General features: G+C 72.4%; 21 protein-coding genes. 9 read left to right on the forward strand and 12 right to left on the reverse strand.

Annotated elements, in window-relative coordinates:
• Window positions 1–13: 13 nt before the first annotated feature.
• Window positions 14–2,449, forward strand: a complete 2,436-nt coding sequence (locus MKW14_RS05215) for a SpoIIE family protein phosphatase (protein ID WP_276618491.1) — start codon at window positions 14–16, stop codon at window positions 2,447–2,449.
• A 21-nt stretch (window positions 2,450–2,470) separates the two neighbouring features.
• Here MKW14_RS05215 and MKW14_RS05220 read toward each other — a convergent pair whose 3' ends face one another.
• Window positions 2,471–3,127 (reverse strand): peptidoglycan-binding domain-containing protein, encoded by a 657-nt coding sequence (locus MKW14_RS05220; protein WP_240859242.1) that lies wholly within the window; start codon window positions 3,125–3,127, stop codon window positions 2,471–2,473.
• A gap of 207 nt (window positions 3,128–3,334) precedes the next feature.
• Here MKW14_RS05220 and MKW14_RS05225 point away from each other — a divergent pair, with 207 nt between their 5' ends.
• From MKW14_RS05225 to MKW14_RS05235, 3 genes are all read left to right on the forward strand, one after another.
• Window positions 3,335–4,003 (forward strand): TetR family transcriptional regulator, encoded by a 669-nt coding sequence (locus MKW14_RS05225; protein WP_240859651.1) that lies wholly within the window; start codon window positions 3,335–3,337, stop codon window positions 4,001–4,003.
• A gap of 133 nt (window positions 4,004–4,136) precedes the next feature.
• A complete protein-coding gene (locus tag MKW14_RS05230) occupies window positions 4,137–4,550 on the forward strand; it encodes a Zn-ribbon domain-containing OB-fold protein (protein WP_133043950.1) in 414 nt (137 codons plus the stop codon).
• Window positions 4,551–4,706: 156 nt separating this feature from the next.
• The gene (locus MKW14_RS05235) at window positions 4,707–7,481 is read left to right on the forward strand and encodes a hypothetical protein (protein ID WP_240859244.1); all 2,775 of its coding nucleotides are present in this window, start codon (window positions 4,707–4,709) and stop codon (window positions 7,479–7,481) included.
• Window positions 7,482–7,545: 64 nt separating this feature from the next.
• Here MKW14_RS05235 and MKW14_RS05240 read toward each other — a convergent pair whose 3' ends face one another.
• Window positions 7,546–7,932, reverse strand: coding sequence for a PPOX class F420-dependent oxidoreductase (locus tag MKW14_RS05240; protein ID WP_240859246.1), 387 nt, complete (start codon window positions 7,930–7,932; stop codon window positions 7,546–7,548).
• Between the two features lie 55 nt (window positions 7,933–7,987).
• Window positions 7,988–9,166 (reverse strand): MalY/PatB family protein, encoded by a 1,179-nt coding sequence (locus MKW14_RS05245; protein WP_240859249.1) that lies wholly within the window; start codon window positions 9,164–9,166, stop codon window positions 7,988–7,990.
• A 26-nt stretch (window positions 9,167–9,192) separates the two neighbouring features.
• Between MKW14_RS05245 and MKW14_RS05250 the strand changes: the two genes are divergently transcribed.
• From MKW14_RS05250 to MKW14_RS05260, 3 genes are all read left to right on the forward strand, one after another.
• On the forward strand, window positions 9,193–10,188 hold the full coding sequence (locus MKW14_RS05250; protein WP_240859250.1) for a hypothetical protein: 996 nt from the start codon (window positions 9,193–9,195) through the stop codon (window positions 10,186–10,188).
• Window positions 10,189–10,240: 52 nt separating this feature from the next.
• On the forward strand, window positions 10,241–11,065 hold the full coding sequence (locus MKW14_RS05255) for an SAM-dependent methyltransferase (RefSeq protein ID WP_240859251.1): 825 nt from the start codon (window positions 10,241–10,243) through the stop codon (window positions 11,063–11,065).
• A gap of 114 nt (window positions 11,066–11,179) precedes the next feature.
• Window positions 11,180–12,556: a S1 family peptidase gene (locus tag MKW14_RS05260; protein WP_240859252.1), complete on the forward strand. Its 1,377-nt coding sequence runs from the start codon at window positions 11,180–11,182 to the stop codon at window positions 12,554–12,556.
• 4 nt (window positions 12,557–12,560) lie between these two features.
• Here MKW14_RS05260 and MKW14_RS05265 read toward each other — a convergent pair whose 3' ends face one another.
• From MKW14_RS05265 to MKW14_RS05275, 3 genes are all read right to left on the reverse strand, one after another.
• Entirely contained in the window at window positions 12,561–13,382 is an 822-nt protein-coding gene (locus MKW14_RS05265) for an EamA family transporter (RefSeq protein ID WP_240859253.1), read from the reverse strand.
• Between the two features lie 55 nt (window positions 13,383–13,437).
• Window positions 13,438–13,623, reverse strand: coding sequence for a hypothetical protein (locus MKW14_RS05270; RefSeq protein ID WP_133043718.1), 186 nt, complete (start codon window positions 13,621–13,623; stop codon window positions 13,438–13,440).
• Between the two features lie 81 nt (window positions 13,624–13,704).
• A complete protein-coding gene (locus tag MKW14_RS05275; RefSeq protein ID WP_240859254.1) occupies window positions 13,705–14,883 on the reverse strand; it encodes an ROK family transcriptional regulator in 1,179 nt (392 codons plus the stop codon).
• A 162-nt stretch (window positions 14,884–15,045) separates the two neighbouring features.
• Here MKW14_RS05275 and MKW14_RS05280 point away from each other — a divergent pair, with 162 nt between their 5' ends.
• Window positions 15,046–16,245 carry a Gfo/Idh/MocA family protein gene (locus MKW14_RS05280; RefSeq protein WP_240859256.1) on the forward strand — a complete coding sequence of 400 codons (1,200 nt, stop codon included), beginning with the start codon at window positions 15,046–15,048 and terminating at the stop codon, window positions 16,243–16,245.
• Between the two features lie 25 nt (window positions 16,246–16,270).
• Here MKW14_RS05280 and MKW14_RS05285 read toward each other — a convergent pair whose 3' ends face one another.
• Window positions 16,271–16,969 (reverse strand): L,D-transpeptidase family protein, encoded by a 699-nt coding sequence (locus tag MKW14_RS05285; RefSeq protein WP_240859258.1) that lies wholly within the window; start codon window positions 16,967–16,969, stop codon window positions 16,271–16,273.
• A 236-nt stretch (window positions 16,970–17,205) separates the two neighbouring features.
• Window positions 17,206–18,003: an SDR family NAD(P)-dependent oxidoreductase gene (locus MKW14_RS05290; RefSeq protein ID WP_240859259.1), complete on the reverse strand. Its 798-nt coding sequence runs from the start codon at window positions 18,001–18,003 to the stop codon at window positions 17,206–17,208.
• A 49-nt stretch (window positions 18,004–18,052) separates the two neighbouring features.
• Here MKW14_RS05290 and MKW14_RS05295 point away from each other — a divergent pair, with 49 nt between their 5' ends.
• A complete protein-coding gene (locus MKW14_RS05295; RefSeq protein ID WP_240859260.1) occupies window positions 18,053–18,589 on the forward strand; it encodes a hypothetical protein in 537 nt (178 codons plus the stop codon).
• 2 nt (window positions 18,590–18,591) lie between these two features.
• Here the strand turns inward: MKW14_RS05295 and MKW14_RS05300 are convergent, their stop codons facing one another.
• The 4 genes from MKW14_RS05300 to MKW14_RS05315 all read right to left on the reverse strand — a co-directional run bounded on the left by MKW14_RS05300 (window position 18,592) and on the right by MKW14_RS05315 (window position 22,669).
• Entirely contained in the window at window positions 18,592–19,506 is a 915-nt protein-coding gene (locus MKW14_RS05300) for an SDR family oxidoreductase (protein ID WP_240859261.1), read from the reverse strand.
• A gap of 105 nt (window positions 19,507–19,611) precedes the next feature.
• Window positions 19,612–20,811, reverse strand: coding sequence for a serine hydrolase domain-containing protein (locus MKW14_RS05305; RefSeq protein WP_240859262.1), 1,200 nt, complete (start codon window positions 20,809–20,811; stop codon window positions 19,612–19,614).
• Window positions 20,812–20,951: 140 nt separating this feature from the next.
• Window positions 20,952–21,581, reverse strand: a complete 630-nt coding sequence (locus MKW14_RS05310) for an MBL fold metallo-hydrolase (RefSeq protein WP_240859263.1) — start codon at window positions 21,579–21,581, stop codon at window positions 20,952–20,954.
• Window positions 21,581–22,669 carry an S-(hydroxymethyl)mycothiol dehydrogenase gene (locus MKW14_RS05315; RefSeq protein WP_240859264.1) on the reverse strand — a complete coding sequence of 363 codons (1,089 nt, stop codon included), beginning with the start codon at window positions 22,667–22,669 and terminating at the stop codon, window positions 21,581–21,583. The genes MKW14_RS05310 and MKW14_RS05315 overlap by 1 nt, the downstream gene beginning before the upstream one ends.
• Window positions 22,670–22,773 lie beyond the last annotated feature (104 nt).

A 22,773-nucleotide genomic window follows, 5' to 3' on the forward strand; every position in this document is an offset into this window, starting at 1 on the left:
CGAAGCGCGTCCGATGTGCGATGCTCGACGCGTGACGAGCGAGCCCGCCACGCCGGCGGAGTCCCCGACCGCGGCTGACACCGTTGCGCTGGCCAAGATCGTCGCCAGGCAGCGAGCGGAGCTGGACCGGCTGCGCGATCTGGCGGCGACGTCGGCCGTCCTGGAGCGGGCCAAGGGTGCCGTCATGGCGCTGACCGGCTGCTCTCCGAACACCGCCGAGGAGCAGTTGCAGAAGCGGGCCGAGGCGGGCCGTCACACGCTCCTGGAGGAGTGCTGGATCACGCTCGGCTCCCTCGCGCCGTCGTCCGCCCCGGCCCCCGAGCCCGGCGCCGCCGCCCTCACCGCCTCCGTCTCCGTGCCGCTCAGGGAGCCGGCCGCGGTCGAGGAGAGCTCCGCCACCCTCGCCGCCCTGGGCAGGGAACTCGTCCATGTGGCCACCCCGCAGGAGCTGGCCGGCTGTCTGCTGGAGCACCTGGGGCCCGAGGTGGGCGCCGACGCGGTGATGCTCTACGCCCTGATGCCGGCGGGCGGACTGGACCTGATCGGGCACGCGGGCGTCGACGAGGAACTGGCCGCCCAGTGGCAGCACGTGCCGCCGCTGAGCGGGGTCGCCGCGCTCGACGCGCTGCGCGCGGGCGAACCGCGCTGGCTGGAGGACCTGGAGTCGGACCGCAAGCGCTACCTGCTCATCGGGGATCCGCCCAGCCGCTGGCCCACCCGCGCCTGGCTGCCCGTACCGGCCCACGGTCGGCCGGTCACGCGCACGGCCACCGCCGCGGCACCGGGCGACGTGTGCATCGGCGTGATGCGCGCCCGGGGCGGGCCGATCCCCGACGAGACGCGCGAGCATCTGCGGGCGGTGGCCCGGCTGTGCGCCGGCCGGCTGCGCGCCCTGGACACCCGGCCACCCGTCTCCCCCGACGACGCCTTGGACGTCGTAAGGGCGGTGTTCGACGCGCTGCCCGGGGCCACCCTGCTGCTCACCCCGCTGCGCACCCCCTCCGGGGACGTCAGGGACTACCGCATCGACGCCGCCACGGCCCACTCCCCGGACGTGGTCGGCCACGTGGGCCGCGAACTGGTCGGCCGCGGGTTCCGGGAGTGCTGCCCGACGCTGGTGGGCGAGCCGGTGTGGCAGGGCTTCCGGCGTGCGCTGACCTCCGGAGAGCCGTACGAGAGCGAGCCGTTCGCACACCAGGAGGTCGTGGACGGCGTCGCGGAGCTGTCCACCTACTCGGTGCGGGCGGCGCGGCTGGACGAACGGCTCGTCGTCACCTGGGTCCGGCACGGCTCCTCCGACCGGCAGGAACAGCGGCTGGCCGACCTGCAGCGGCTGGGCAGCCTGGGCTGGGCCAGCTGGAACCTGCTCACCCAGGAGGTCACCTGGTCCTCCCAGGTCTTCTCCCTGTTCGGCCGGGACCCGGCGGACGGCCCGATCGGCCTGACCCGGCTGCCCGACCTCGCGCTGCCCGAGGACGCGTCCGCCCTGACCCAGGCCATCGCCGAACTCCTGCGCGCGGGGCGGCCGTTCGACGTGCCCTTCCGCATCCGGGTGGCGGGCAGGCTGCGGCATCTGCGGGCCGTGGCGGAGGCCGTGCCCGACTCCCACGGCACCACCGTCGAGGTGCACGGCGTCATCCAGGACCTCACCGCCCAGCGCAGCGCGGAACTCGCCCTCATCGAGAGCGAGCGGGCCATCCTCACCCAGCACGACGTGCTGCGCGCCGAGCGGACCCTGGCCGGCCGGCTCCAGCACGCGCTGCTGCCGCTGCCCACCCGGCCGGTGCCGCTGGCCGGGCTGCGGGTCGACGTCGCCTATCTGCCCGCCCAGTCGGGCATCCACGTGGGCGGGGACTGGTTCAGCGCCATCGAACTGCCCGACGGGGACGCCCTGTTCGTCGTCGGCGACGTCGCCGGACACGGCATCGACGCGGTCGCCTCGATGGCCCTGCTGCGCTTCACCGCCAAGGGCATGGTCATCACCGGCTCCTCACTGACCGGCGCGCTGGCCCGGCTCAACACCCTGCTGCTGCACTCCCGGGACTCGCACGGCACCGCCACCATGGTGCTGGCCCGCTACAACGCCGCCGAACGGCGCCTGGTGTGGGCCCAGGCCGGCCATCCGCCGCCGCTGCTGCTGCGCGACGGCGTCGTGCGATACCTCGACCGCCCCCGCGGCATGCTGCTGGGTGCGAGCGGGACGCCCGCCTTCGAGGAGGCGGAGTGCCGGCTGGAGCCCGGCGACCGCGTCATCCTCTACACCGACGGCCTGGTCGAGCGGCCCGGCGAGGGCATCGACAAGGGCCTGACCCGGCTCGCCGAGGCGGTGCTGGCCCACCACACCGAGGAACCCGGCTCCCTGGCACCCCTGTTGGCCGGGATGCTGGAGGGCGACCGGCGCGACGACGTCTGCATGGTGGACATCAGGGTCCCGGTCGACCCGGAGTAGCCCCGGGGCGGGCCCGCGGTGTCAGCCGGCGCCGGTCCGCGATTCGAGCGCCTGCCGGGTGTCGTTGCCGTAGACGCCGGTCTCGTCGCCGCGGATGCCGTACCACAGCTGGAAGCGGGCGACCGCGGCCTCGAGGGTGGCGTCGTAGCGGCCGTCGGTGGCGCCGTTGTCGTAGACGTTCGGGATGTGGCGCAGGCGTTGCTGCAGGTCGGTGACGGCGGGGCCGCTGTCGCCCTCGCGCAGGGTGCCCGCGCCGTCGGGGTCGGCCGCGCCGGACGCCGTCGCCGTCGGGGTCGGCGCGGCCGAGGCCGTCGGGCTGGGTGACGGCGCGGGGGTGGCGGCCGCGCCGCTGCGGCCGGGCAGCAGCAGGGCACAGCCGAAGCCGACGAGGGCGGCCGCGCCGACGGCGACCGTGACGGCGGCGCGGCCGAGGCCCGAGCCGAAGCCGAACCGGCGTCCGCCGTCCGGGGCGGGGACGCGCACCGGCGGAAGTTCCTGCGTCTCGCCCTCGTCCCAGGAGTGCGGGTCGGGCACGACGACCGGCTCCAGACCGGCGGTGCCCTCTTCCATCTCCTTGAACAGCTCCGCCAGGGCGTCGGTGCGGCGCGGGCGCAGGACGACGATGGGCTCCAGCGGCGGGCGGTCGTCGGGTGATCCGGATGCCGGCGGTGCGGGCACAGTGCTCTCCTTCCGTGCCGGGGACGGGACTCTTCGCCGTTCCCGGGGAGTGATACGCGTCCGCGTCCCCGGCAGTTCAGCCGGTGGCCTCGCCCATCCCTCTGGCGACACCGAGTACCCTGTCAGGGGTGCACTGAGTGTCATTCGCCTCGCTCGGATGCTACGTTCACGGTCATGAAGACGGAGCCGGCGGCCACACGGCCACCCATGCGGGACGCCCTGGTCGCGGCGGCCTTCCAGCTGTTCCTCGAGCGGGGCTACGAGCAGACGACCGTGGACGACATCGTGGCGCTCGCCGGCGTCGGACGGCGGTCGTTCTTCCGCTACTTCCCCTCCAAGGAGGACGTGGTCTTCCCCGACCACGAGCGGTGCCTGGCGGAGATGACGGCGTTCCTCGCCGACAGCACCGACGACCAGGACCCGGTGCGACGGGTGTGCGACGCGGTCCGGATCGTGCTGCGGATGTACACCGAGAACCCGACCTTCTCCGTGCAGCGTTACCGCCTGACGAAGAAGGTGCCGGGGCTGCGCGCCTACGAGCTGTCGGTGGTGTGGCGTTACGAGCGTGCCTTCGCCGACTATCTGCGCGGCCGCCTGGCCAACCTGCGGGACGGGACACTGCGGGCCGACGTGATCGCGGCGGCGGTGGCGGCGGCGCACAACAACGCGCTGCGCTCGTGGCTGCGTTCGGACGGACAGGGGGACGCGAGCGCCGCGCTGGACCACGCCCTCGGTTACGTGCAGTCGGCGTTCGCCGCCCCCTCGACGCCGGACGGCGAGGAGGAGGCCGAGGATGTGGTGATCGTCGTCTCCCGGCGCGGCGCACCCCTGTGGCGGGTCGTCCAGGAGATCGAGAGCGCCCTCGAAAAGGAGTGACCGAGGGCGCATTCATTTTGAGGGTACGCAGTGCCTTTACGGATGACACTGAGTGTCATACATTATTGCCGTGCACGGTGGCACGGCGAACCGCGCACGTGGGATTCCGGCCGAGCGCAGGGAGTTGACCAGCGTGTACCACCACTCAGTAGGCGTCGCCCGTCAGACCGCCGGCTCCGCGGCGGGTCTCCTCGATCCGGCCTCGCGCGACGCGGACACCATCCTCTTCCAGCGCTGCACCTGGTGCGGCACCGCCATGTACCACCGGCTGCTGTGTCCCGTCTGCCAGGGCAGCGACCTCAGGACGGAGCGCAGCGAGGGCACGGGCACCATCCGGCACGCCACGGTGGTGCACCGCAACACCCCCGCCGCGCGCAATGTCTCCCTCGTCGAGATGGCCGAGGGGTTCGTCGTCCGGGGCCGTGTCATGGGCCCGCTGATCGGCATTCACAGCGGCGACCGGGTACGCCTGTCGACGGTGAAGGACCCGGTGCGCGGCGAGCCCGTGTTCCAGCTGGTCGACGAGCCCTACCGCGCCTGGACCTGACCTGTCTCGTACGGCGATGGCCTGATCCCGTTCGCGCCCGGTGATCGAATCCGCGCACACAGGCAACCCACAGATCCCGCCCGCCGTCCTCCGGTACACGAGAGGCCCCCGCTGACCAACGGGGCGCCTGTGCTCGGTACTTGAGGAGGAAACACCTTGTTCCGTGCCCGGCGAACAGCGGTGACCGCGGTGGCGGTGCTCGCGGTGGCGGGGGGATCGCCAGGGCTGGCGCAGGCGGCAGGACCGCCCGACGCCAGACCGCTCACGACCACAACTGACAGCCACACCCCGCTCCCACCCGGCTGGCGGATCGCCGGCCAGGGGGCGGAGCGGCAGCTGGTGTGGCGTTCGACCGCGCCCGTGCCGATGGGGGACGCGCGCGTCGACTTCTACGCCGGCGGCCGGCTGCTCGGCCATCCGGCCCCGGGCAAGGACGGCAGGACCTTCCGGCTCGCGCTCGACAGGACCGCCGATCACCTGACGGGCCTTCAGGTGAAGGCCGGTGGACGCCAGTTGGACGCGGCAGGCCGCACCCGGGCGCCCGCCGTCCGGCCTGACACAGCGGCCGCCCAGCCGCCCGCGCAACTGCCGGCGAACTCCGTCGATCCCGGGAAGCCGGGCCCGTACGGCACGTCCACCGGCGAGTACGACCTGGACCCGGTGAAACTGCCCGACTTCCCGCACCCCGTCGAGATGAAGGCCGTGGTCGTCGCACCCAAGGGCGCCACCGGAAGGCGTCCGCTCGCCCTGTTCCTGCACGGCCGCCACAGCACCTGCTACAACGGCGACGACGTCGGCGGCGACTGGCCCTGCCCGGCCGGCAGCAAGCCGATCCCGAGCTACCGCGGCTATCTGCGCGCCCAGCAACTCCTGGCCTCCCAGGGCTATATGACCGTCTCCATCTCCGCGGGCGGCATCAACGGCCAGGACTGGGCGGCCGAGGACGGCGGCGCCCAGGCGCGCTCCTCGCTGGTGCGCCGGCACCTGGCCCGCTGGGCCGACTGGGCCGCCCACCCCGCCTCGGCCCCCGCGGTCGTCCGCGACGCCCCGACGGCGGACCTCTCGCACGTCCTGCTGGTCGGCCACTCCCGCGGCGGTGAGGGCGTCAACCGGGCGGCGATGGACAGCCTCTACCCGCCGCCGGCCGCCCAGGACGGCTACCACGGGCCGGTGCGCTGGCACATCAGCGGCACCGTGCTCATCGGACCGACGATCTTCGGCCAGAATCCGGTCGCGGACGTCCCCTCGACGACGATCCTGCCGGGCTGCGACGGCGACGTCTCCGACCTGCAGGGCGAGGTGTACGTCGACGGCACCCGCTCGGTCAGCCGCGGCAGCGCGCTGCACAGCGCCGTCTACGTGGTCGGCGCCGACCACAACTTCTTCAACACCGAGTGGACCCCGGGCCAGTCCCAGGCGCCCTCGGAGGACGACTTCTACGACGACCCCGAGCACCGGGACCCGGTGTGCTCGCCGGGCACCGCGACCCGGCTGACCGCCGACCAGCAGCACCGGGCGGGCAGCACGTACATCGCGGCGGCGGCGCGGCTGTTCGTCGCCGGGGACGACCGGGTACGGCCGCTGCTGGACGGTTCCGGCCGGCGGGCGCCCTCCGCGGACCCGGCGCGCGTGCTCAGCCACGCCGTGGGGGCGAACCGGATCGGCGGCCTCCTGCCGGACGGCAAGCTGTCGGTGACCGGGGGGCGGCTGTGCTCGGCCGTCGACCCGGACCAGCACGTGGCCTGCCTCCCCTCCGGTGCCAAGGGCGTCTCCCCGCACTTCGCGACGTGGGAGCCTTCCCGCGAGGTCGGCCGCCGCGCCGTCGCGCTGAAGTGGTCGGCGGCCGGTTCCCCGGCGCGGATCCGTCCCGGCGCCCCGGTCGCGCTCACCGGCTCCGAGGACCTGGCGCTGCGGCTGATCGTTCCGCCGAACTCGACCGGCACCCGGTTCGACGTGTCCCTGACCGACACGCACGGCAAGCGGGCCGCCCTCGGCGCCGTCAGGGCCGACGGGCTGCCCGGCACGGAACGCACCGCCTCCTACTGGGCCCGTGAGGTCCGCGTCCCGCTGACCGCCGCGTCCCGGGCGGGCCTGGACCTGAAGCACGTCACGTCGCTCGAACTGACGCCGAGGTCGGCCAGGGGCCAGGCCTGGCTGATGGACGCCTGGGGCTGGCGCCCCGGCACTGCGGCGATATGGGAGGCCGCGCTGCCGCGCGTCGACATCGGCCGTACGACGGTGAAGGAGGGCGACTCGGGCGTCCGCACGTACCAGGTGCCGGTACGGGTGTCCGGGCGGGGCGACGGACAGGTGCGGGTGTACGTCATCGACCCGGTCACCGGCAAGGAGAGGCAGAGCCTCGTCACGGTCCGGCCGGGCGGTCACGACATCGCGGTGAAGGTGCGGGTCAAGGGCAACACGCGGTTCGCCTACGACGTGGACAACACGGTGCTGGTCAAGGCCGTGCACGGCGCCGTCGTCGGCTCCTACCGCGGTGGGGTCACCGTGCGGAACGACGACCCGATGCCGACGCTCACCGTGACGCCGGTCGCGGACCGGGTGACGGAGGGGCAGACCCTGGAGTGGAAGGTGACGCTGTCCGCCGCGGCGGACGTGGACCTCTTCGAGTTCTTCGGCGTGGTGCCCGTCAGCGCAGGTCCGGAGCTGTCCACGAAGGACGTGGATCCGCAGTGGCTGGAGAACGCCTCGGGCGAGAAGCCCGATCCCGAGCGGCCGCTGTCCTCGGTGCCGTACCTGTCCGTGGCCGCGGGCCTGCCGACCGGGCAGGTCAGCGCCGAGGTGTCCCTGCCTACGGTCAAGGACCAGGTGGCGGAGCCGGCGGAGTCGGTGCGGTTCCAGCTGAGCGACGAGATGGGCGACCCGCTGCCGGGCGGGCCGGTCCTGGACGGCACGGTGCTGGACGCCTCGTAACCCGGGGCGTGCCATGGTGACGGCCGCGCGGTTCTCTTCCGAGGACCGCGCGGCCGTCCGCGTCTCAGGGCCGCGGTGTGACGCGGATGCCCACGGTGCCCTTCAGCCCCCGGCGCAGGCGGCTGCCCAGCAGGGTGAGCCGGCCGACGATGCCGTACTTGCGGGCGATGAGCTCGCGGTAGCGGGCGACGGTCGCCTCGTCGGTGATCTCGGCGGTGGCGGGAACCTGCGCCCCGGTGGGGTTGCCGCGCAGGTCACAGGGGCCGACGAGGACGTCGCCGCGGGCCCTGATCCGCTTGACCTTCCAGGAGTCGGCGGCCGTCCACACACCGAGCGTGTCACCGTCGCGCACCACCCACACCGGGGTGGCGACCGGGGTGCCGTTCTTGCGGTAGCTGGTGATCAACAGGTACTTGCCCGCGCCGAGCCGCTCCAGCTGTCTGTCCTCCATGCCGGAAGTCTAGGCACGGCGGGCGGCAGCGAGGAGTCCGAGGGCACCGCAGGCGTCAGCGGAGCGCCGCGGCCATCCGCCGTACACCTTCCGTGATCACCTCGGGCGAGGCCGCCAGGTTCAGGCGTACGTGCCCCGCGCCCCCGGTGCCGAAGGGGATCCCGGAGTTCAGGGCCACCCTGCCGCGCTCCAGGAAGACGTCCGCCGGGTCCTGTTCCAGGCCCAGCGCGCGGCAGTCGAGCCAGGCCAGATAGGTGGCCTCGGCGGGGCGACAGGTGATGGCGGGGAGGTGTTCGGCCAGCAGGTCCGACAGCAGTCGCCGGTTGTCGTCGAGCCCGGCGAGCAGGGCGTCCAGCCAGGGCGTGCCCTCCTTCAGGGCGGCGGTGTGGGCGATGACACCGATGTGGCTGGGGCCGTGACCGACCTCTTCCGGCAGCCGCGCCAGGTCGGCCGCGGCCTCCGGGCCCGCGATCGCGAGCGCCGCCTTGAGGCCCGCGAGGTTCCACGCCTTGGACGCGGACATGAGCGACAGGCCAGTCTCCCCGCCGGGGACGCTCAGGTACGGCACGAAGTCCACGCCGGCGGCGGTCAGCGGCGCGTGGATCTCGTCGGCGACCACACGGACGCGGTACCGGTCGGCGAGGGCGGCGACGGCGGCCAGTTCCCCGGCCGTGTGCACGACGCCGGTCGGGTTGTGCGGGCTGCACAGCAGGTAGGCGGCCCGGCGGCCGCCGGCGGCCGACCGCTCGAAGGCCTCCTCCAGAGTGCCGAAGTCGATCCGCCCGTCCGCGCCGAGCGGGGCCTCCACCACCTGCCGGTCCAGGTGCGCGACGAACTGGTAGAAGGGCGGATACACCGGCGAGTTGACGACGACCGGGTCCCCGTGCCCGGTGACCAGCTTCAGCATCTCGACGACGCCCAGCATCACGTCGGGCACGATCGCCGTGCGCTCCACGGCGAGCCCGTCCCACCCCCACCGCTTGTCGGCGAAGGCGGCGAGCGCCTCGGCGTAGGCGGTGCCCGCCGGGTAGCCGGTGTCGCCGAGCGCGAGGGCGTCGGTCACCGCCCGGACGATCGGCTCGGCGAGCGGAACGTCCATCTCCGCCACCCACAGCGGCAGTACGTCGGCCGGGTGGGTGCGCCACTTCATGCTCGTACGGCGTCGGAGCCGGTCCAGGGACAGGGCGCGCAGGGGGTTCGGTTCGCCGGACGTGTCGTGCGGGATCCTGTTCATGTCGCACAAGATAAGGGGGCCGTGCTGTGACCTGGAACGACCGTGAGGTCGCCTGCGACGAGTCGGGGTCGGACGGCGAGAACCTCACCGGCGGGAACACCGACGTGTTCGCGCACGCCGGGGTGGGGCTGCCGGTGGACGCCGCGGCCGCGTGTGTACGGGAGATCCGGGACCGCATCCGCTCGCCCGCGGAGGAGTACAAGGCGAACCATCTGCTGCGGGAGAAGCACCGGGCGGTGCTGGAATGGCTGCTCGCGCCAGATGGTCCGATCCACGGGAACGCCCATGTGCACCTGGTCGAGAAGGAGTTCTTCCTCGTCGACCGGACGGCCCACCTGCTGCTCGGCGACACGGCCGAGGCCCTGTCGCTGTACCGGACCGGGCGGCGCACGTTCGGGGAGGCGGGGTGGCGGGAGTTCGTGCGGGCGGCGAACCGGCTGCTGCGCGTACGGCACGACGGGGAGCCCTCGGAGCCGGCGGAGCTGTTCTTCCGCACGGTGGACGACCTGCGGCAGGCGCATGCCCGTACGGCCGTCGCACCGGTCCTGGACGGGCTGGCGGCGGCCCGTTCCCGGGCGGACGACTACCGGGCCGGACTGCTCGCCGGACCGCCGTTGATTCCGCCGCTCAATCCGCTGCTGCCGGCGATCGTGCGCACAGCGGCCTACTGGAGCGCGGGCGGCCGGGAGGTCCGGCTCGTGCACGACCGGCAGAACCTGCTCACACCGGAGCGCATCGCCTGGATCGAGGAGACGGCCCGGCGGGCCGGGATCCGGCTCGTCGGGCTGCGCCTGGTGGTGGCCGGCGAGGATCCGCGGGTGCAGCTGGCCGACTTCCTCGCCGGGATCGCCCGCAAGCTCGCCTCGGACGAACTGAACCGCCGGGCGGACCCGGCACTGACCGCGCTGCTGCGGCCGTACGTCGATCCGGCGTCCGTGTGGGGCGACGAGGCCGGCCGGGCGGCGCTGCTGGGGAAAATCTCACCCGCCGCGCCCTCGGCAGACATCAACTCCGCCGTCTAGATTGCCGGATGCCCCCCGCGCCAGACCACCAGGCCCTCCAGGAGCTGAGCACGTGACGGACAACCCGGCAGCCACCGAAGATCCCGCCGCGGCGCTGCGCAGACGCATCGACACCCTGCGCCCGCACACGGCACGGATCTGGAACTACTGGCTCGGCGGCGGCGACTACTACGAGGTCGACCGGGTGGCCGGCGACCGCATCCGTGAACTGCACCCCTCCATCGGCGAGTACGCCCGCGCCGACCGGCTCTTCCTGGGCCGCGCCGTGCGTCATCTGGTCGCGGACGCGGGCATCCGCCAGTTCCTCGACATCGGCACGGGGCTGCCGACCGCCGACAACACCCACGAGGTCGCCCAGCGGCTGGCCCCGGAGTCCCGGGTGGTGTACGTCGACAACGATCCGCTCGTCCTGGCGCACGCCCGCGCCCTGCTCACCAGCGCGCCGGAGGGCCGTACCGACCATCTGGACGCGGACCTGCGTGATGTCGAGGCGGTCCTGGAGCGCGCCGCCGCCACCCTGGACCTCTCCCGGCCGGTCGCGCTGATGCTGCTCGGGGTGGTCATCTTCGTCGGCGACGACGAGGACCCGTACGGCATCGTGCGGCGGTTCATGGACGCGTTGCCCGCCGGCAGCCACCTGGTGCTGTCGCACACGATCACGACTCCGGCGCTGCCCGAGGTGGACGACGCGGTGCGGTTCTGGAACGAGCACGGCACGCCGGCCCTGACGCAGCGCACGCCGGAGGAGGTGGCGCGCTTCTTCGAGGGTCTTCAGCTGCTGGACCCGGGCGTGGTGTCGTGCTCGCGCTGGCGCCCGGAGGAGGGGGACGAGCCGGTGGAGGTGGCGATGTACGGCGGGGTGGGGCGCAAGGGGTAGAAGATCACCGGCGCGCTGAACGCGGTCGGCTCCCGGAACGTATGGAGAGAGGGTGCTCAACGACCGGAGCGCCCCGCGGTGTTGGCACCGCGCGTACTGGTTCGGGAGCCATGCATGAGGCACGCACGACGACGGATGGTCCGGCGAGTGACACGACTGGCGGCCGTCGGCGGACTCCTCCTGGGGGGAGCCATGGTGACGCAGGCCGCCATGGCGAGCGAGTCTCCCGGCACCTCCGCCCTTCCGTTCAGCGCCAAGGGCGACACGCCTGGCACGGGCGCCTCGCTGGTGGCGCGGCTGGGCACCGCGCGTACGGCCGGGACGTGGGTCGGCGCGGACGGGCGCACGGTGGTCGCGGTGACCGACAAGAAGGCGGCGGCCGAGGTCGAGCGGGCGGGCGCCGAGGCGAAGATGGTCGGCCACAGCATGAACGAGCTCAAGGCGGCCACCGCGACGCTGCGTTCGGCGCCCCGGGTGGCGGGCACGGCCTGGGTGATGGACTACCGGACGAACCAGGTGGTGGTGCAGGCCGACAGCACCGTCTCGGCCTCCGACTGGTCGGGCATGACCAAGGTGGCGTCCGGCATCGGCAGCTTCGTGCGGATGGAGCGCACCAAGGGCACGTTCACGACCCGGCTCAACGGGGCGGTGCCGATCCTGTCGACCGGCGGGCGCTGCTCGGCGGGGTTCAACGTGACCAACGGTCAGACCGACTTCATCCTCACCGCGGGGCACTGCGGGCCGACCGGTTCCGTCTGGTTCGCCAACAGCCAGGGCAACCAGCAGCTCGGCACCACCGTGCAGCAGAACTTCCCCGGCAGCGACTTCTCCCTCGTGCAGTACGCGAGCGGTACGGCCGGGCAGGGCGCGGACATCGTGGCCATCGGCAACGGCAACGGGGTGCGGATCACCGGCGTGAGCGATCCGGTGGTCGGGGAGCGCGTGTTCCGCAGCGGCAGCACCAGCGGTCTGCACGACGGCGAAGTCAAGGGGCTGGACGCGACGGTGAACTACCCCGAGGGCACGGTGACCGGGCTCATCGAGACGAACGTGTGCGCCGAACCGGGCGACAGCGGCGGCCCGATGTTCTCCGAGGGCATCGCGCTGGGCATCACCTCGGGCGGCAGCGGCGACTGCACCTCGGGCGGTACGACGTTCTTCCAGCCGGTGACGAAGGCGATGCAGGCGCTCAATGTGCGGCTGATCGTCTCCAAGCAGGCGGCCGGCCAGCAGGGGGCCTCACCCGCGCCGTCCGCGTCGGCCACGCACAGCGCGATCGCGCCCAACACGACCTCCCCGGGTTCCACCACCCCGGCGACGGGCACCTCGACGGGCACGACCCTGCTGGCCCGGCTGAGCGACCCGCGGAACATCGGCCCCGGGATGCTGGTCATCGGTGGCAGCATGATCGCGCTGGTGGCCACGCGGTGGATCCGGGCGGAGCAGGACCGCAAGGACTACCGCCGCGCCTACTCCGCGAGCTGGAGCTGACGGGTCAGCCGAGCGTGAGCAGGACGGTGGCGGCCGCCGCGCCGAGCAGTCCGGCGGCCTGCCGCGCGGTGATCCGCTCGTGCAGCAGCGCGAGGCCGAGGATCACCGGGATCGCCGGGTAGAGCGAGGCGAGGACGACGGCGACGGCCAGCAACTGCCGCTGGGCGGCGAGCAGATAGAGGATCAGTCCGAGCGCGGCCCCGGCCCCGACGAGAAGCGCCTGGGCGGCGATCCGGGGCGGAAGCCGTGGGGGTCCGTGCCGCAGGGTGGTCGGCAGCAGCAGGAGTACGGCGGCGACCCGGCCGGCGACGACCGGCCACAGCCCGGCGCCCGCGCCCGCCGGGCCGAGGGCGACGTACTGCACGGCGACGCCCGCGCTGGCGAGCAGCCCGTCGCCGGCGCCGCGGGCCGCTCCGGCCCGGCCCCCGGAGACGAGCCAGAGCGCGGGCACCGCGAGGGCGATGCCCAGCCAGGCCGACGGGTCGGGCCGGTCGCCGAGGAGGAGGACCCCGCACAGGACGGACAGGGCGACGCCGGTCACCGCGCTCAGGGGGACGACGACCGTCATGGCGCCGCGGCTCAGGCCGCGGTTGAGGAAGTGCATGGCGGTGCCGCTGCCGAGGCCGGACAGGGCGCCCCACAGGAGGTCGGCGGGGTGGACGGCGTCGGCGGGAACGAGGAGGGCGGCGACACAGGCGAGCGCGAGACCGCCGACCTGGCCGAGGAAGGTGACGGCCGTGAAGGAGGCGCGGCGGGAGAGGATCCCGCCGCTGAAGTCGACGACGCCGTAACAGACGGCCGAGGCCAGTGCGAGGAGGGGACCCATTCGATCAGGGGTGCCCCGGACCGGCGCGCCGATGCGCGGCGGGCGTCAGCTGACGCTAGGCCGCCCGCGCGGGCTGGGGAGCCGCGGCGGCCCACTCCAGGACGAGCCGCTGGTACTCCTCGCGCTGCTCGACGCTCAGTGTCCCGCCCGACCGGCGCCACAGGGCCCGGATCTCCTCGTTGACCTCGTCCGCCGAACGCTCGGAGACGGTTTCAACAGTGGTGGACATGGTGTGAAGCATACGGTTCCGGAGGTGAAGGCGTCGTGAGTAATCAGGCGGGAAACGGACATATCGGACCGTGTTACTGATCACGTCCATCTGTCAAGATCCACCGGGGAGTTCGGACTCCACCGCGCCCAGCACCAGCACCTGGATCGCCAACACGGCGGCCCCGCGGGCCCAGTCGTGAAAATCGGACACCTTCGTCTCCAGGACGACCGGGGCGGCCATCGGGTGCCGGAGCGCCCTGATCGTCTCCCCCACCGTGTTCCCCGCCACATCCATCAGCCCGACCCCCTCTCCGGCGAGCAGGATCTTCTGCGGTATCACGAAGTTGGAGATCTGGGCGACCAGCGTGCCGAGGGCGCGCGCCGCCTCGTCGATGACGCGGGCGGGCATGGGCTCCCCGGCGGCGGCTCCGCCGAGGATCTCCTCGTAGCTCCAGTCGCGGCCGGTGGCGGCACGGACCTGGTAGCGGATGCTCGGGATGGCGAGCAGGGAGACGGCGCTGCCGCGCTCCCCCTCCGGGGTGAGCGGGCCGTTGGGGTTGACGATCCAGTGGCGGCCGAAGCCGCGGTCCCCCTCGGCGTTCGGCACCCGTCCGCCGCCCAGCACCAGCCCGTAGCCGATGCCGGCGCCGATCGTCAGGACGACGAAGCGGTCCAGGCCCCGTCCGGCGCCGAACCAGGTCTCGGCCTCCACGAGGGCGGCGACGTCGTTCTCGACGACGACGGGCAGCCCCGTGCGTTCCTCGACGAGCCCGGCGAGCGGCACTCCGCTCCAGCCCAGGAAGGGGGACTCGGCGACCACCGTCCGGCTCTCGACCCGGCCGCCCACGCCGATGCCGATGCCCGCCAGGCACGGGTACGCGGCGGTGAACCCGCGGGTCATCTCCGCGAGCACGTCGGCGACTTCGGCGGGGTCATGGGTGGTGAGCGGGCGGTCGCGGCGGGCGACGATGTCGCTGCGGAGGGTGGTGACGACGCCGTAGACCATGTCATCGGTGATCTTGAAGCCGATGAAGGACCGGGACTCGGCGACGACGTCGAGCGGCTGCGAGGGCCGCCCCTGGCGCACCTCCGCCGGGGCGCCGGCCTCGGGCACCTCGACCAGCAGGCCGGACTCGATCAGCGGCTTGGTGAGCCGGGTGAGGCTGCCCGCGGAGAGGCCGAGCCGCCGGGCGAGCTCGGTGCGCGACAGGGGGCCGTTGACGAGCACCTCGATCGCCACCGAGCGCTCACCGGGGCTCAGCGGAAGCCAACTGGCGGCAACTGTGGTCATGGAGGTCAGACTCCCACATGATTTTTTTCGTCACGGAATGAACGTACCCACCCTAAGGCGACGCAACGCCAGACGAAAACGTGTCCGCCCGACTCTTGACGTCAGGATTCTTTCGCGACAAAAGTAAGTGTCCGATCCTCTCCCAGCGAAGGGCACGCCTTCATGACGTTCTCCCTCGGCATCGTCGGCGCCGGCCAGTTCTCCGGTCAGTTCGCCACGCTGTTCCAGGCCCACCCCGGTGTCAGCCACGTGTACGTCACCGACCTGCTGTCCGAACGAGCCGAACAGCTCGTCGCGGCGCAGGGGTTGGCGGGCACCTTCCCCAGCTACGAGGCGATGCTGGAGTCGCCGGCGGTCGACGCGGTCGCGATCTTCACTCAGCGGTGGACGCACGGCCCGCTGGTCCTGCAGGGCCTCACCGCCGGCAAGCACGTGTACTCGGCGGTCCCCATGGCGATCACCACGGAGGAGATCGCCGCGATCATCGACGCGGTCAGGACGACCGGACTGACGTACATGATGGGCGAGACCAGCCAGTACAACCCGGCGACCGTGCACGCCCGCAACCAGATAGCGGAGGGCGCCTTCGGACGGCTCTTCTACGCCGAGGGCGACTACGTCCACGACATGGACCTCGGCTTCTACGACGCCTACCAGTACAGCGGCGGCGAGAACTGGAAGGCCACCGCCAGCTATCCCCCGCTGCTGTACCCGACGCACGCGGTGGGCGGGGTGCTGGGCGCCTGGCAGACGCACGCGGTCAGCGTGTCGGCGATCGGCGTCCGCGACGACCGCGGCGACGGCGTCTTCGACCGCTCCGTCAGCCAGTTCGACAACGACGTCTCCAACGCCACCGCGCTGTTCGAGGTGGCGGGAGGCGGATCCTTCCGCACGAACGAGTTCCGTCGCGTCGGCTACCCCTCGCACATCCGCGAGTCCCGGTTCCGCTTCTTCGGCACCGAGGCGAGCATGGAGCAGCTCGCCACGGTGGCCCTGTGGCAGGACAAGAAGGGCGTGAAGGACATCAGCGAACTGCTGGAGCCCAAGCCCACCATGTCCCCCGACGACCCCTCGCTCCAGCACATCGCGCCGGAGCTGAGGGCGGCCTTCACCTCCGGTTCGGCACCGGTGCACGACCGGGCACGGCTGCCGCGGGCCTTCGACAACCTGCACAACGGGCACGAGGGCAGCCACCACTTCCTCGTCGACGACTTCGTGACCGCCGTCAACACGCGGTCCCTGCCGTCGGTCAACGCATGGGTGGCCGCCCGTTACACCCTGCCGGGCATCGTCGCGCACGAGTCGGCGCGGCAGGGCGGGGTACGGCTGGAGATCCCGGACTTCGGGGACGCCCCGCAGTAGGCGGGACGCCGGGCCGGGTGCCCGCTCAGGTGCCCGGCTTCCGCCCGTACACGAAGACGTCGTCGCCGGTCTTCAGCAGGGACCAGTACTTCTGGGCGGTGGCGGTGGTCATGTTGACGCAGCCGTGCGAGCCCGGCGGGTTCCACATGCTGAGGTTGACCGAGTGGAAGGCCTGGCCGCCGTCGAAGAACTGGCTGTAGGGCATCGGCACGTTGTAGATGTTCGAGACGTGGTTCTTGTCACGCCAGTAGATCTTCTTCAGACCGGTGCGGGTGACGTACCCCTTGCGGCCGGTGCGGACCGGCACCGGGCCGTAGACGAGCCTGCTGCCGTCCTGGATCCAGCTGAGCTGGAGCGTGAGGTTCACGCAGGCTATGCGGCCCTTGTTCGTCGGGCACTTGCCTTCCTTGTCGGGGTTGTTCCCGACGGCCTTCTGCTTGTTCATGAGGTCCATCACGCCCCAGGTGACGGAACCCGCGTACCCGATGTTCGGGGTGATGCCGTGCTTGGTCTGGAAGGCCTTGATGGCCTTGCAGTCGGCGGCGGACTGCTTTCCGTCGACCGGCCGGCCGAGGAACCTCTCCACCTGCTTCTGATAGGGCCCGGCCTGCGTGGTGCAGCTCGTGGCCGCCTGGGCGGAACCGGTGCCCAGGGCGAGAGTGAGCGGTGCCACCAGTCCGGTGATCCCGAGTGCGACGGCTCCCCGTCTGCGGATGTCCCCCATGGTCTGCCTTTGCCTTTCGCGCGGAATGGTCGTCCGATCTGCGATCTCTGCCAGCTAGACCGATGTCCGCCGCGATCGGTTGTAAGTCGCCGCACGTTACGACGAAACGGTGACATTGGCAGTGCGCCAGGTCACAGCGGTCGCCCCCTGCCTACCCCGCGGACACGCACCGCACACTCGCCGAGGCCGTGCCCCAGTCCCCCAACTCCTGCCCTCCGTACGCGACTTCGTGCGGGTCAGGCGTTGCCGCGCACTCCCGTCACCGCGTTGAACCCCGTGTGGACCGCGGTCAGGCCGCCGTCGACGGTCAGTTCGGTGCCGGTGATCCAGGCCGCGTCCCGGGAGGCGAGGAAGGCGACGGCCGCCGCGATGTCCTCCGGTTCCCCGACCCGGCCGAGCGGGTACAGCGTGCGCAGCGCCTCCAGGTCGTCCTCCCGGCCTTCCCACGCGGAGGTGCGCACGGTGCCCGGCACGACGAGGTTGACGCGGACTCCTCGTCCGGCCGCGTGTCCGGCCAGGGTGCGGGTCAGGGAGGCGAGGCCGGCCTTGGCGGCGCTGTAGGCCTGGTTGCCGAAGTCCATCCGGCCGTTGACGGAGCCGATGCTGACGACGGCGCCGCGCCCGGAGGCGGCGAGGTGCGGGAGCGCGGCCCGGCAGCAGCGGTAGGCGCCGGTGAGGGTGATGTCGAGGTCCCGGGCCCACGCCTCGTCCGCGCCGTCCTCGAAGAGCGGGGTGTCGGGGGTGCAGGAGGCCGCGCTGTTGACCAGGACCTCGAGGGAGCCGAAGACGTCGACGGCGTGCGCGACGGCCGCCTCCACCGCCGCCCGGTCCCCCACGTCGCAGGCCAACGCCTCGGTGGCCAGGCCGCGTTCGCGCAGTGCCGCCGCCGTCTTCTCCACCTCGGACGGGTCCGCGTCGGTGAGCAGGACCCGCGCCCCCTCCTCGGCCAGGCGCCGGGCGACGGCGGCGCCGATGCCGCGGGCCGCGCCCGTGACGAGAACCCCGTACCCCTCGAAGCGCTTGAAGTCAGCCATGGGCCGAACCTACTCCCCGCAAGATCTACGGGGCGGATAGCGTGCGCCCATGTCCGCTTTTCTGCAGCAGCTCCCCGCGCTGATAGGGGTCGTGATCGGTGCGCTCGGCTCGTATCTGGCGGTGGTGCGGGGTGATCAGGCGCGGTTCAGGCGGGAGCGGGCGGCGCGGTGGGAGGAACGGCGGTTCGCGGTGTACGCCGACTGGGCCCAGGCGCTGAAGCAACAGGTGGCGCTGACCTACCGGGTGGCGGCGCACTTCGGCAACGACCCGCACCCGCACCCCCTGACCCCGCTGGAGGCGGAGCCGCTGCTGGCCGAGGTGCAGACCGCCCGTGAACCGCACGGCGAGGCGCTGATCCTGCTGGGCAGCCCGGAGGTCGTGGAGCGGGGCCGGGCCTGGATCGTCGCCGTGCTGGAGATGGAGCGGTTCGTGCGAGAGGGCACACGGGACCCCGAGGCCTGGCAGGTCCTGCTGGAGCGGCAGCGCGCCGGCCGCGAGGGCTACTACGCGGCCGTCCGGGAGGACCTCGCGCTTCCCCCGGGCCATTCCGCGCGCTGGCCGCTTCCGGTGACGCCGGGTTCCTGAGCTCACCGGTACCCGGTCACGTCCGCCGGCTTCCCCGCGTCCTGCACCTCGACCAGATACCGCCAGGCGTCCGGCCGGCTGCCGTCGAGGTCCGTGAAGCCGTAGACCTGGGCGAGGCCGCCGCTGGACAGGGAGCGGCCGTTGAAGCGGGCGACCTCCGGGTCGGCGGCGAGGGCGGCGACGGCGCGTCCGACGTAGCGCGGGGTCTCGGAGATCGCGAAGTGCGGGACCTTGGTGAGGGCGTCGCGCCAGTTGTCCTCGCGTACGCCGAACTGGTCGAGCATGATCTCCGAGCGCAGCCAGCCCGGCGTCAGGGCGACGGCGGTCGCGCCGCGCGGGCCGAGTTCGTGGCCGAGGGCGAAGGCCATGCGCAGGACGGAGGTCTTGGCGAGGTCGTAGAAGAAGGAGACGCGGTAGGTGTCGCGGTTGTACTCCGCGGTGCCGTCGGTGACCTCCACGGCCAGGCCGCCGGGCCGGCGCAGCAGCAGGGGCAGGGCGTGGTGGCTGGTGACGGCGTGCGTCTCGACCGCGAGCCGCAGCAGCCTGAGGCCCTTGTCCAGGTCGTGCTCCCAGACCGGGCGGTCCCACTCGAAGAGACTCTCGCCGCCCCAGATGTCGTTGACGAGGACGTCCAGGTGCCCCTGTTCGTCCGCGATGCGGTCGACGAGGGCACGGACCTGGTCCGGTTCGAGGTGGTCGGTGGGTACGGCGATGGCCCGGCCGCCGGCTCGGGTGACGAGGTCCGCGGTGTCCTCGATGGTCTCGGGGCGGTCGTACTCGGAGCGCCGTGCGCGGGTGCTGCGTCCAGTGACGTAGACGGTGGCGCCCGCCGCGCCGAGTTCCACCGCGATCCCACGGCCCGCTCCCCGCGTCGCCCCGGCGACGAGCGCCACCCTGCCGTTCAGCGCTACGGACATGTCCGGCCTCCCCTTGGTCTCGGTTGTCGGTCACTGCCGAGGGTGCCGTGGAAGCCGGACATCTTCTGTCGCCTTTTTTCTGCCCGTTTTCCCTGCCCGTTTGTTTCAGCGTGTTGCGACCGCGCCGCCGTAGACGTGGTCCGGGGTGACGATCGCCGTGACCGCCTGGGCGAGGAGGGTGGAGGGTTCCTGGCCCTGGACGGTGCTGTCCGTGTTGATCATGATGACCAGGGTGACCCGCTGCGCGGGCAGGTACACGGTCACGGTCTCGTAGCCGGGGATGGAGCCGTTGTGACCGATCCATCCGTTGGCGTCGAACAGGCCGAGGCCGTAGCTGAGGCCGGCGACACCGGTCGGCAGCATCCTGAGCCGCTGCGCCTGCGTACGGGGGCTGAGCAGACTTCCCGTGGCGACGACCTCGGCCCAGCGGCGCAGATCCTGCAGATCGGAGATCATCGCTCCGGCCGCCCAGGCCCAGCTGGGGTTCCAGTGGGTGGCGTCGGCGACCTCTCCGGTCAGTGTCTGGTCCGTGTAGCCGTGCGGATGCGGCCGGGGGAACTCCGTCCCCCGCGGCAGCAGCGTGTGGTGCAGCCGGGCCGGCCGCAGGATCCGCGCGTCGACGAAGTCGGCGAGCCGCTGACCGGAGACCTTCTCGACGACGAGCCCGAGCACGATGAAGTTGGTGTTGGAGTACTGGAACTGCGTGCCCGGCGCGAAGGTGTTCTTGTGCTTGAACGCGTAGGCGAGCAGTTGCCGGGGGGTGAAGGAGCGCTCCGGGTCGCTCAGCAGGTCACGGACGAAGTCCGGGTCGGAGCTGTACGGGAACAGGCCGCTGCGCATCTCGGCGAGGTGGCGCAGCGTGATCCGGTCGCCGTCCGGGACGCCGTGGACGTAGCGGGAGACGGGGTCGTCCAGCCGGACACGATGGTCGTCGACGAGTTGCAGCAGGGCGGTGGCCGTGAAGGTCTTGGTCTCGCTGCCGATCCGCTCGTAGACGCCGGGGGTCATCGGCCTGCCGGTCGCCTTGTCGGCGACGCCGCTCGCCCGGACGTAGCACCCCTTGCCCGGCATCCACAGTCCGACGACGGCACCGGGGATGCCCGCCTGCCGGCGGACGTCCTCGATCGTCCGGTCCAGCCGTGCGGTCACGCCGGGTCCGAGGCCGCCCGGCGGACAGTGGCGCCGAGCGGACGGGTGGGCGGTCCCGGCCGGGACGGCCATGGCGGGGGCCACGGCCGTCGGGACCAGCAGGGACGCCACGAACAGCGTCGCGGCGAGCAGTCGGCGGCGAGGGGTACGTCGCATGCGGGGGCGCCTCTCCAGTCACGGGCCGGGACGGCAACATCACCATCGGCGGCCGATGCGGGAAGGCGCCCTTCCACGGGCATCGCGGCGAGTCCACTCGTTCGGAGCCACACCCCCCGTACCCGGTGGGGCGAACGGGCTCAGTGGCCCCGGGCGATCCACTCCTCCAGGTGCGATGCCTCGGCGCCGATCGTCGTCGGATCGCCGTGGCCGGTGAGGACCTTGGTCTCCGGGGGGAGGGTGAGCAGACGGTCGCGGATGGAGTCGATGATCGTCGGGAAGTGGGAGTAGGAGCGGCCGGTGGCGCCGGGTCCGCCCTGGAAGAGGGTGTCGCCGGTGAAGACCGTGGCCAGGCCGGGGTCGTGGAGGCAGACCGCGCCGGGCGCGTGCCCGGGGGTGTGGATCACCGTGAGGTCGGCGCCGGCGGCCTCGATGACCTGACCGTCGACGAGATGCGCGTCGGGGTCCCGGTCGGGGTGGGTGAGCTTCCACAGCGGCAGGTCGTCCGGGTGCAGCCAGATGGTGGCACCGGTGCGCTCCGCGAGGGCGGGTGCGGCGTTGACGTGGTCGTTGTGGGCGTGGGTGCACACGATCGCCGTCAGCCGGCGGTCGCCGACCGCCTCGGCGATCGCGTCGGCGTCGTGGGCCGCGTCGATGACGACGACCTCGTGGTCGTCGCCGACGAGCCACACGTTGTTGTCCACCTCCCAGGTGCCGCCGTCGAGGGCGAAGGTGCCCGAGGTGACCAGGCGTTCGATGCGGGCGGCCATCACAGCACCACCACCGAGCGCAGCACGTCACCGTGGTGCATCCGCTCGAACGCCTTCTCCACCTCGCCGAGTTCGATGGTCTCGGTGACGAACTTCTCCAGCGGCAGACGGCCCTGGAGGTGCAGGTCGATCAGCATGGGGAAGTCCCGGCTGGGCAGACAGTCGCCGTACCAGGAGGACTTGAGCGCGCCGCCGCGGCCGAAGACGTCCAGCAGGGGCAGTTCGAGCTTCATCTCCGGGGTGGGCACGCCGACCAGCACCACCGTGCCGGCCAGATCCCGGGCGTAGAAGGCCTGTTGGTACGTCTCGGGGCGGCCGACCGCCTCGATCACCACGTCGGCGCCGAAGCCGCCGGTCAGCTCGCGGATCGCCTCGACGGGATCGTTCTCGCGCGAGTTCACGGTGTGGGTGGCGCCCAGTTCCCGGGCGGTCGACAGTTTGCGGTCGTCGATGTCCACGGCGATGATCCTCGCCGCGCCGGCGAGCCGGGAGCCGGCGATCGCCGCGTCGCCCACCCCGCCGCAGCCGATCACGGCCACGCTGTCACCGCGTCCGACGCCCCCGGTGTTGATCGCCGCACCGATCCCGGCCATCACGCCGCACCCCAGAAGGCCGGCCACCTGCGGGGCCACGCCCGGGTCGACCTTGGTGCACTGTCCGGCGGCCACCAGCGTCTTGTCCGCGAAGGCGCCGATGCCCAGCGCCGGGGACAGCTCCTGACCGGTCGAGGCGAGGGTCATCCTCTGCTCGGCGTTGTGGGTGTTGAAGCAGTACCAGGGCCGCCCGCGCAGACAGGCCCGGCAGTTCCCGCACACCGCACGCCAGTTGAGGATCACGAAGTCGCCGGGTGCCACGTCGGTGACGCCCTCGCCCACCGACTCCACCACACCCGCGGCCTCATGACCGAGCAGGAAGGGGAAGTCGTCGCTGATGCCGCCCTGTTTGTAGTGCAGGTCGGTGTGGCACACCCCGCACGCCTGCACCTGTACGACCGCTTCCCCGGGGCCGGGATCGGGCACGACGATCGTCTCCACCCGCACCGGCTCGCCCTTGCCCGGTGCGATCACGCCGCGTACTTCCTGCGCCATGGTGTTGAACCCTTTCATCGGCCGCTGTCGGTCGGTTGCAGCCTACGTGTGACTGATCAGTAGGGACACGGGCGGCCCTCGGGACGAGGGTTCCACAAAGGCGA

It is taken from the genome of Streptomyces gilvus, assembly GCF_022513565.1.
GTDB classification, from domain to species: Bacteria; Actinomycetota; Actinomycetes; order Streptomycetales; family Streptomycetaceae; genus Streptomyces; species Streptomyces gilvus.

What these genes read in the sequence shown, in the direction of transcription:
- MKW14_RS05265 (WP_240859253.1), bottom strand. Translation starts at nt 13,382, where the DNA reads ATGGGTCCCCTCCTCGCACTGGCCTCGGCCGTCTGTTACGGCGTCGTC.
- MKW14_RS05305 (WP_240859262.1), bottom strand. Translation starts at nt 20,811, where the DNA reads ATGCGACGTACCCCTCGCCGCCGACTGCTCGCCGCGACGCTGTTCGTG.
- MKW14_RS05245 (WP_240859249.1), bottom strand. Translation starts at nt 9,166, where the DNA reads ATGAACAGGATCCCGCACGACACGTCCGGCGAACCGAACCCCCTGCGC.
- MKW14_RS05270 (WP_133043718.1), bottom strand. Translation starts at nt 13,623, where the DNA reads ATGCTTCACACCATGTCCACCACTGTTGAAACCGTCTCCGAGCGTTCG.
- MKW14_RS05240 (WP_240859246.1), bottom strand. Translation starts at nt 7,932, where the DNA reads ATGGAGGACAGACAGCTGGAGCGGCTCGGCGCGGGCAAGTACCTGTTG.
- MKW14_RS05280 (WP_240859256.1), top strand. Translation starts at nt 15,046, where the DNA reads ATGACGTTCTCCCTCGGCATCGTCGGCGCCGGCCAGTTCTCCGGTCAG.
- MKW14_RS05295 (WP_240859260.1), top strand. Translation starts at nt 18,053, where the DNA reads ATGTCCGCTTTTCTGCAGCAGCTCCCCGCGCTGATAGGGGTCGTGATC.
- MKW14_RS05275 (WP_240859254.1), bottom strand. Translation starts at nt 14,883, where the DNA reads ATGACCACAGTTGCCGCCAGTTGGCTTCCGCTGAGCCCCGGTGAGCGC.
- MKW14_RS05260 (WP_240859252.1), top strand. Translation starts at nt 11,180, where the DNA reads ATGAGGCACGCACGACGACGGATGGTCCGGCGAGTGACACGACTGGCG.
- MKW14_RS05225 (WP_240859651.1), top strand. Translation starts at nt 3,335, where the DNA reads ATGCGGGACGCCCTGGTCGCGGCGGCCTTCCAGCTGTTCCTCGAGCGG.
- MKW14_RS05315 (WP_240859264.1), bottom strand. Translation starts at nt 22,669, where the DNA reads ATGGCGCAGGAAGTACGCGGCGTGATCGCACCGGGCAAGGGCGAGCCG.
- MKW14_RS05310 (WP_240859263.1), bottom strand. Translation starts at nt 21,581, where the DNA reads ATGGCCGCCCGCATCGAACGCCTGGTCACCTCGGGCACCTTCGCCCTC.
- MKW14_RS05300 (WP_240859261.1), bottom strand. Translation starts at nt 19,506, where the DNA reads ATGTCCGTAGCGCTGAACGGCAGGGTGGCGCTCGTCGCCGGGGCGACG.
- MKW14_RS05215 (WP_276618491.1), top strand. Translation starts at nt 14, where the DNA reads ATGTGCGATGCTCGACGCGTGACGAGCGAGCCCGCCACGCCGGCGGAG.
- MKW14_RS05290 (WP_240859259.1), bottom strand. Translation starts at nt 18,003, where the DNA reads ATGGCTGACTTCAAGCGCTTCGAGGGGTACGGGGTTCTCGTCACGGGC.
- MKW14_RS05285 (WP_240859258.1), bottom strand. Translation starts at nt 16,969, where the DNA reads ATGGGGGACATCCGCAGACGGGGAGCCGTCGCACTCGGGATCACCGGA.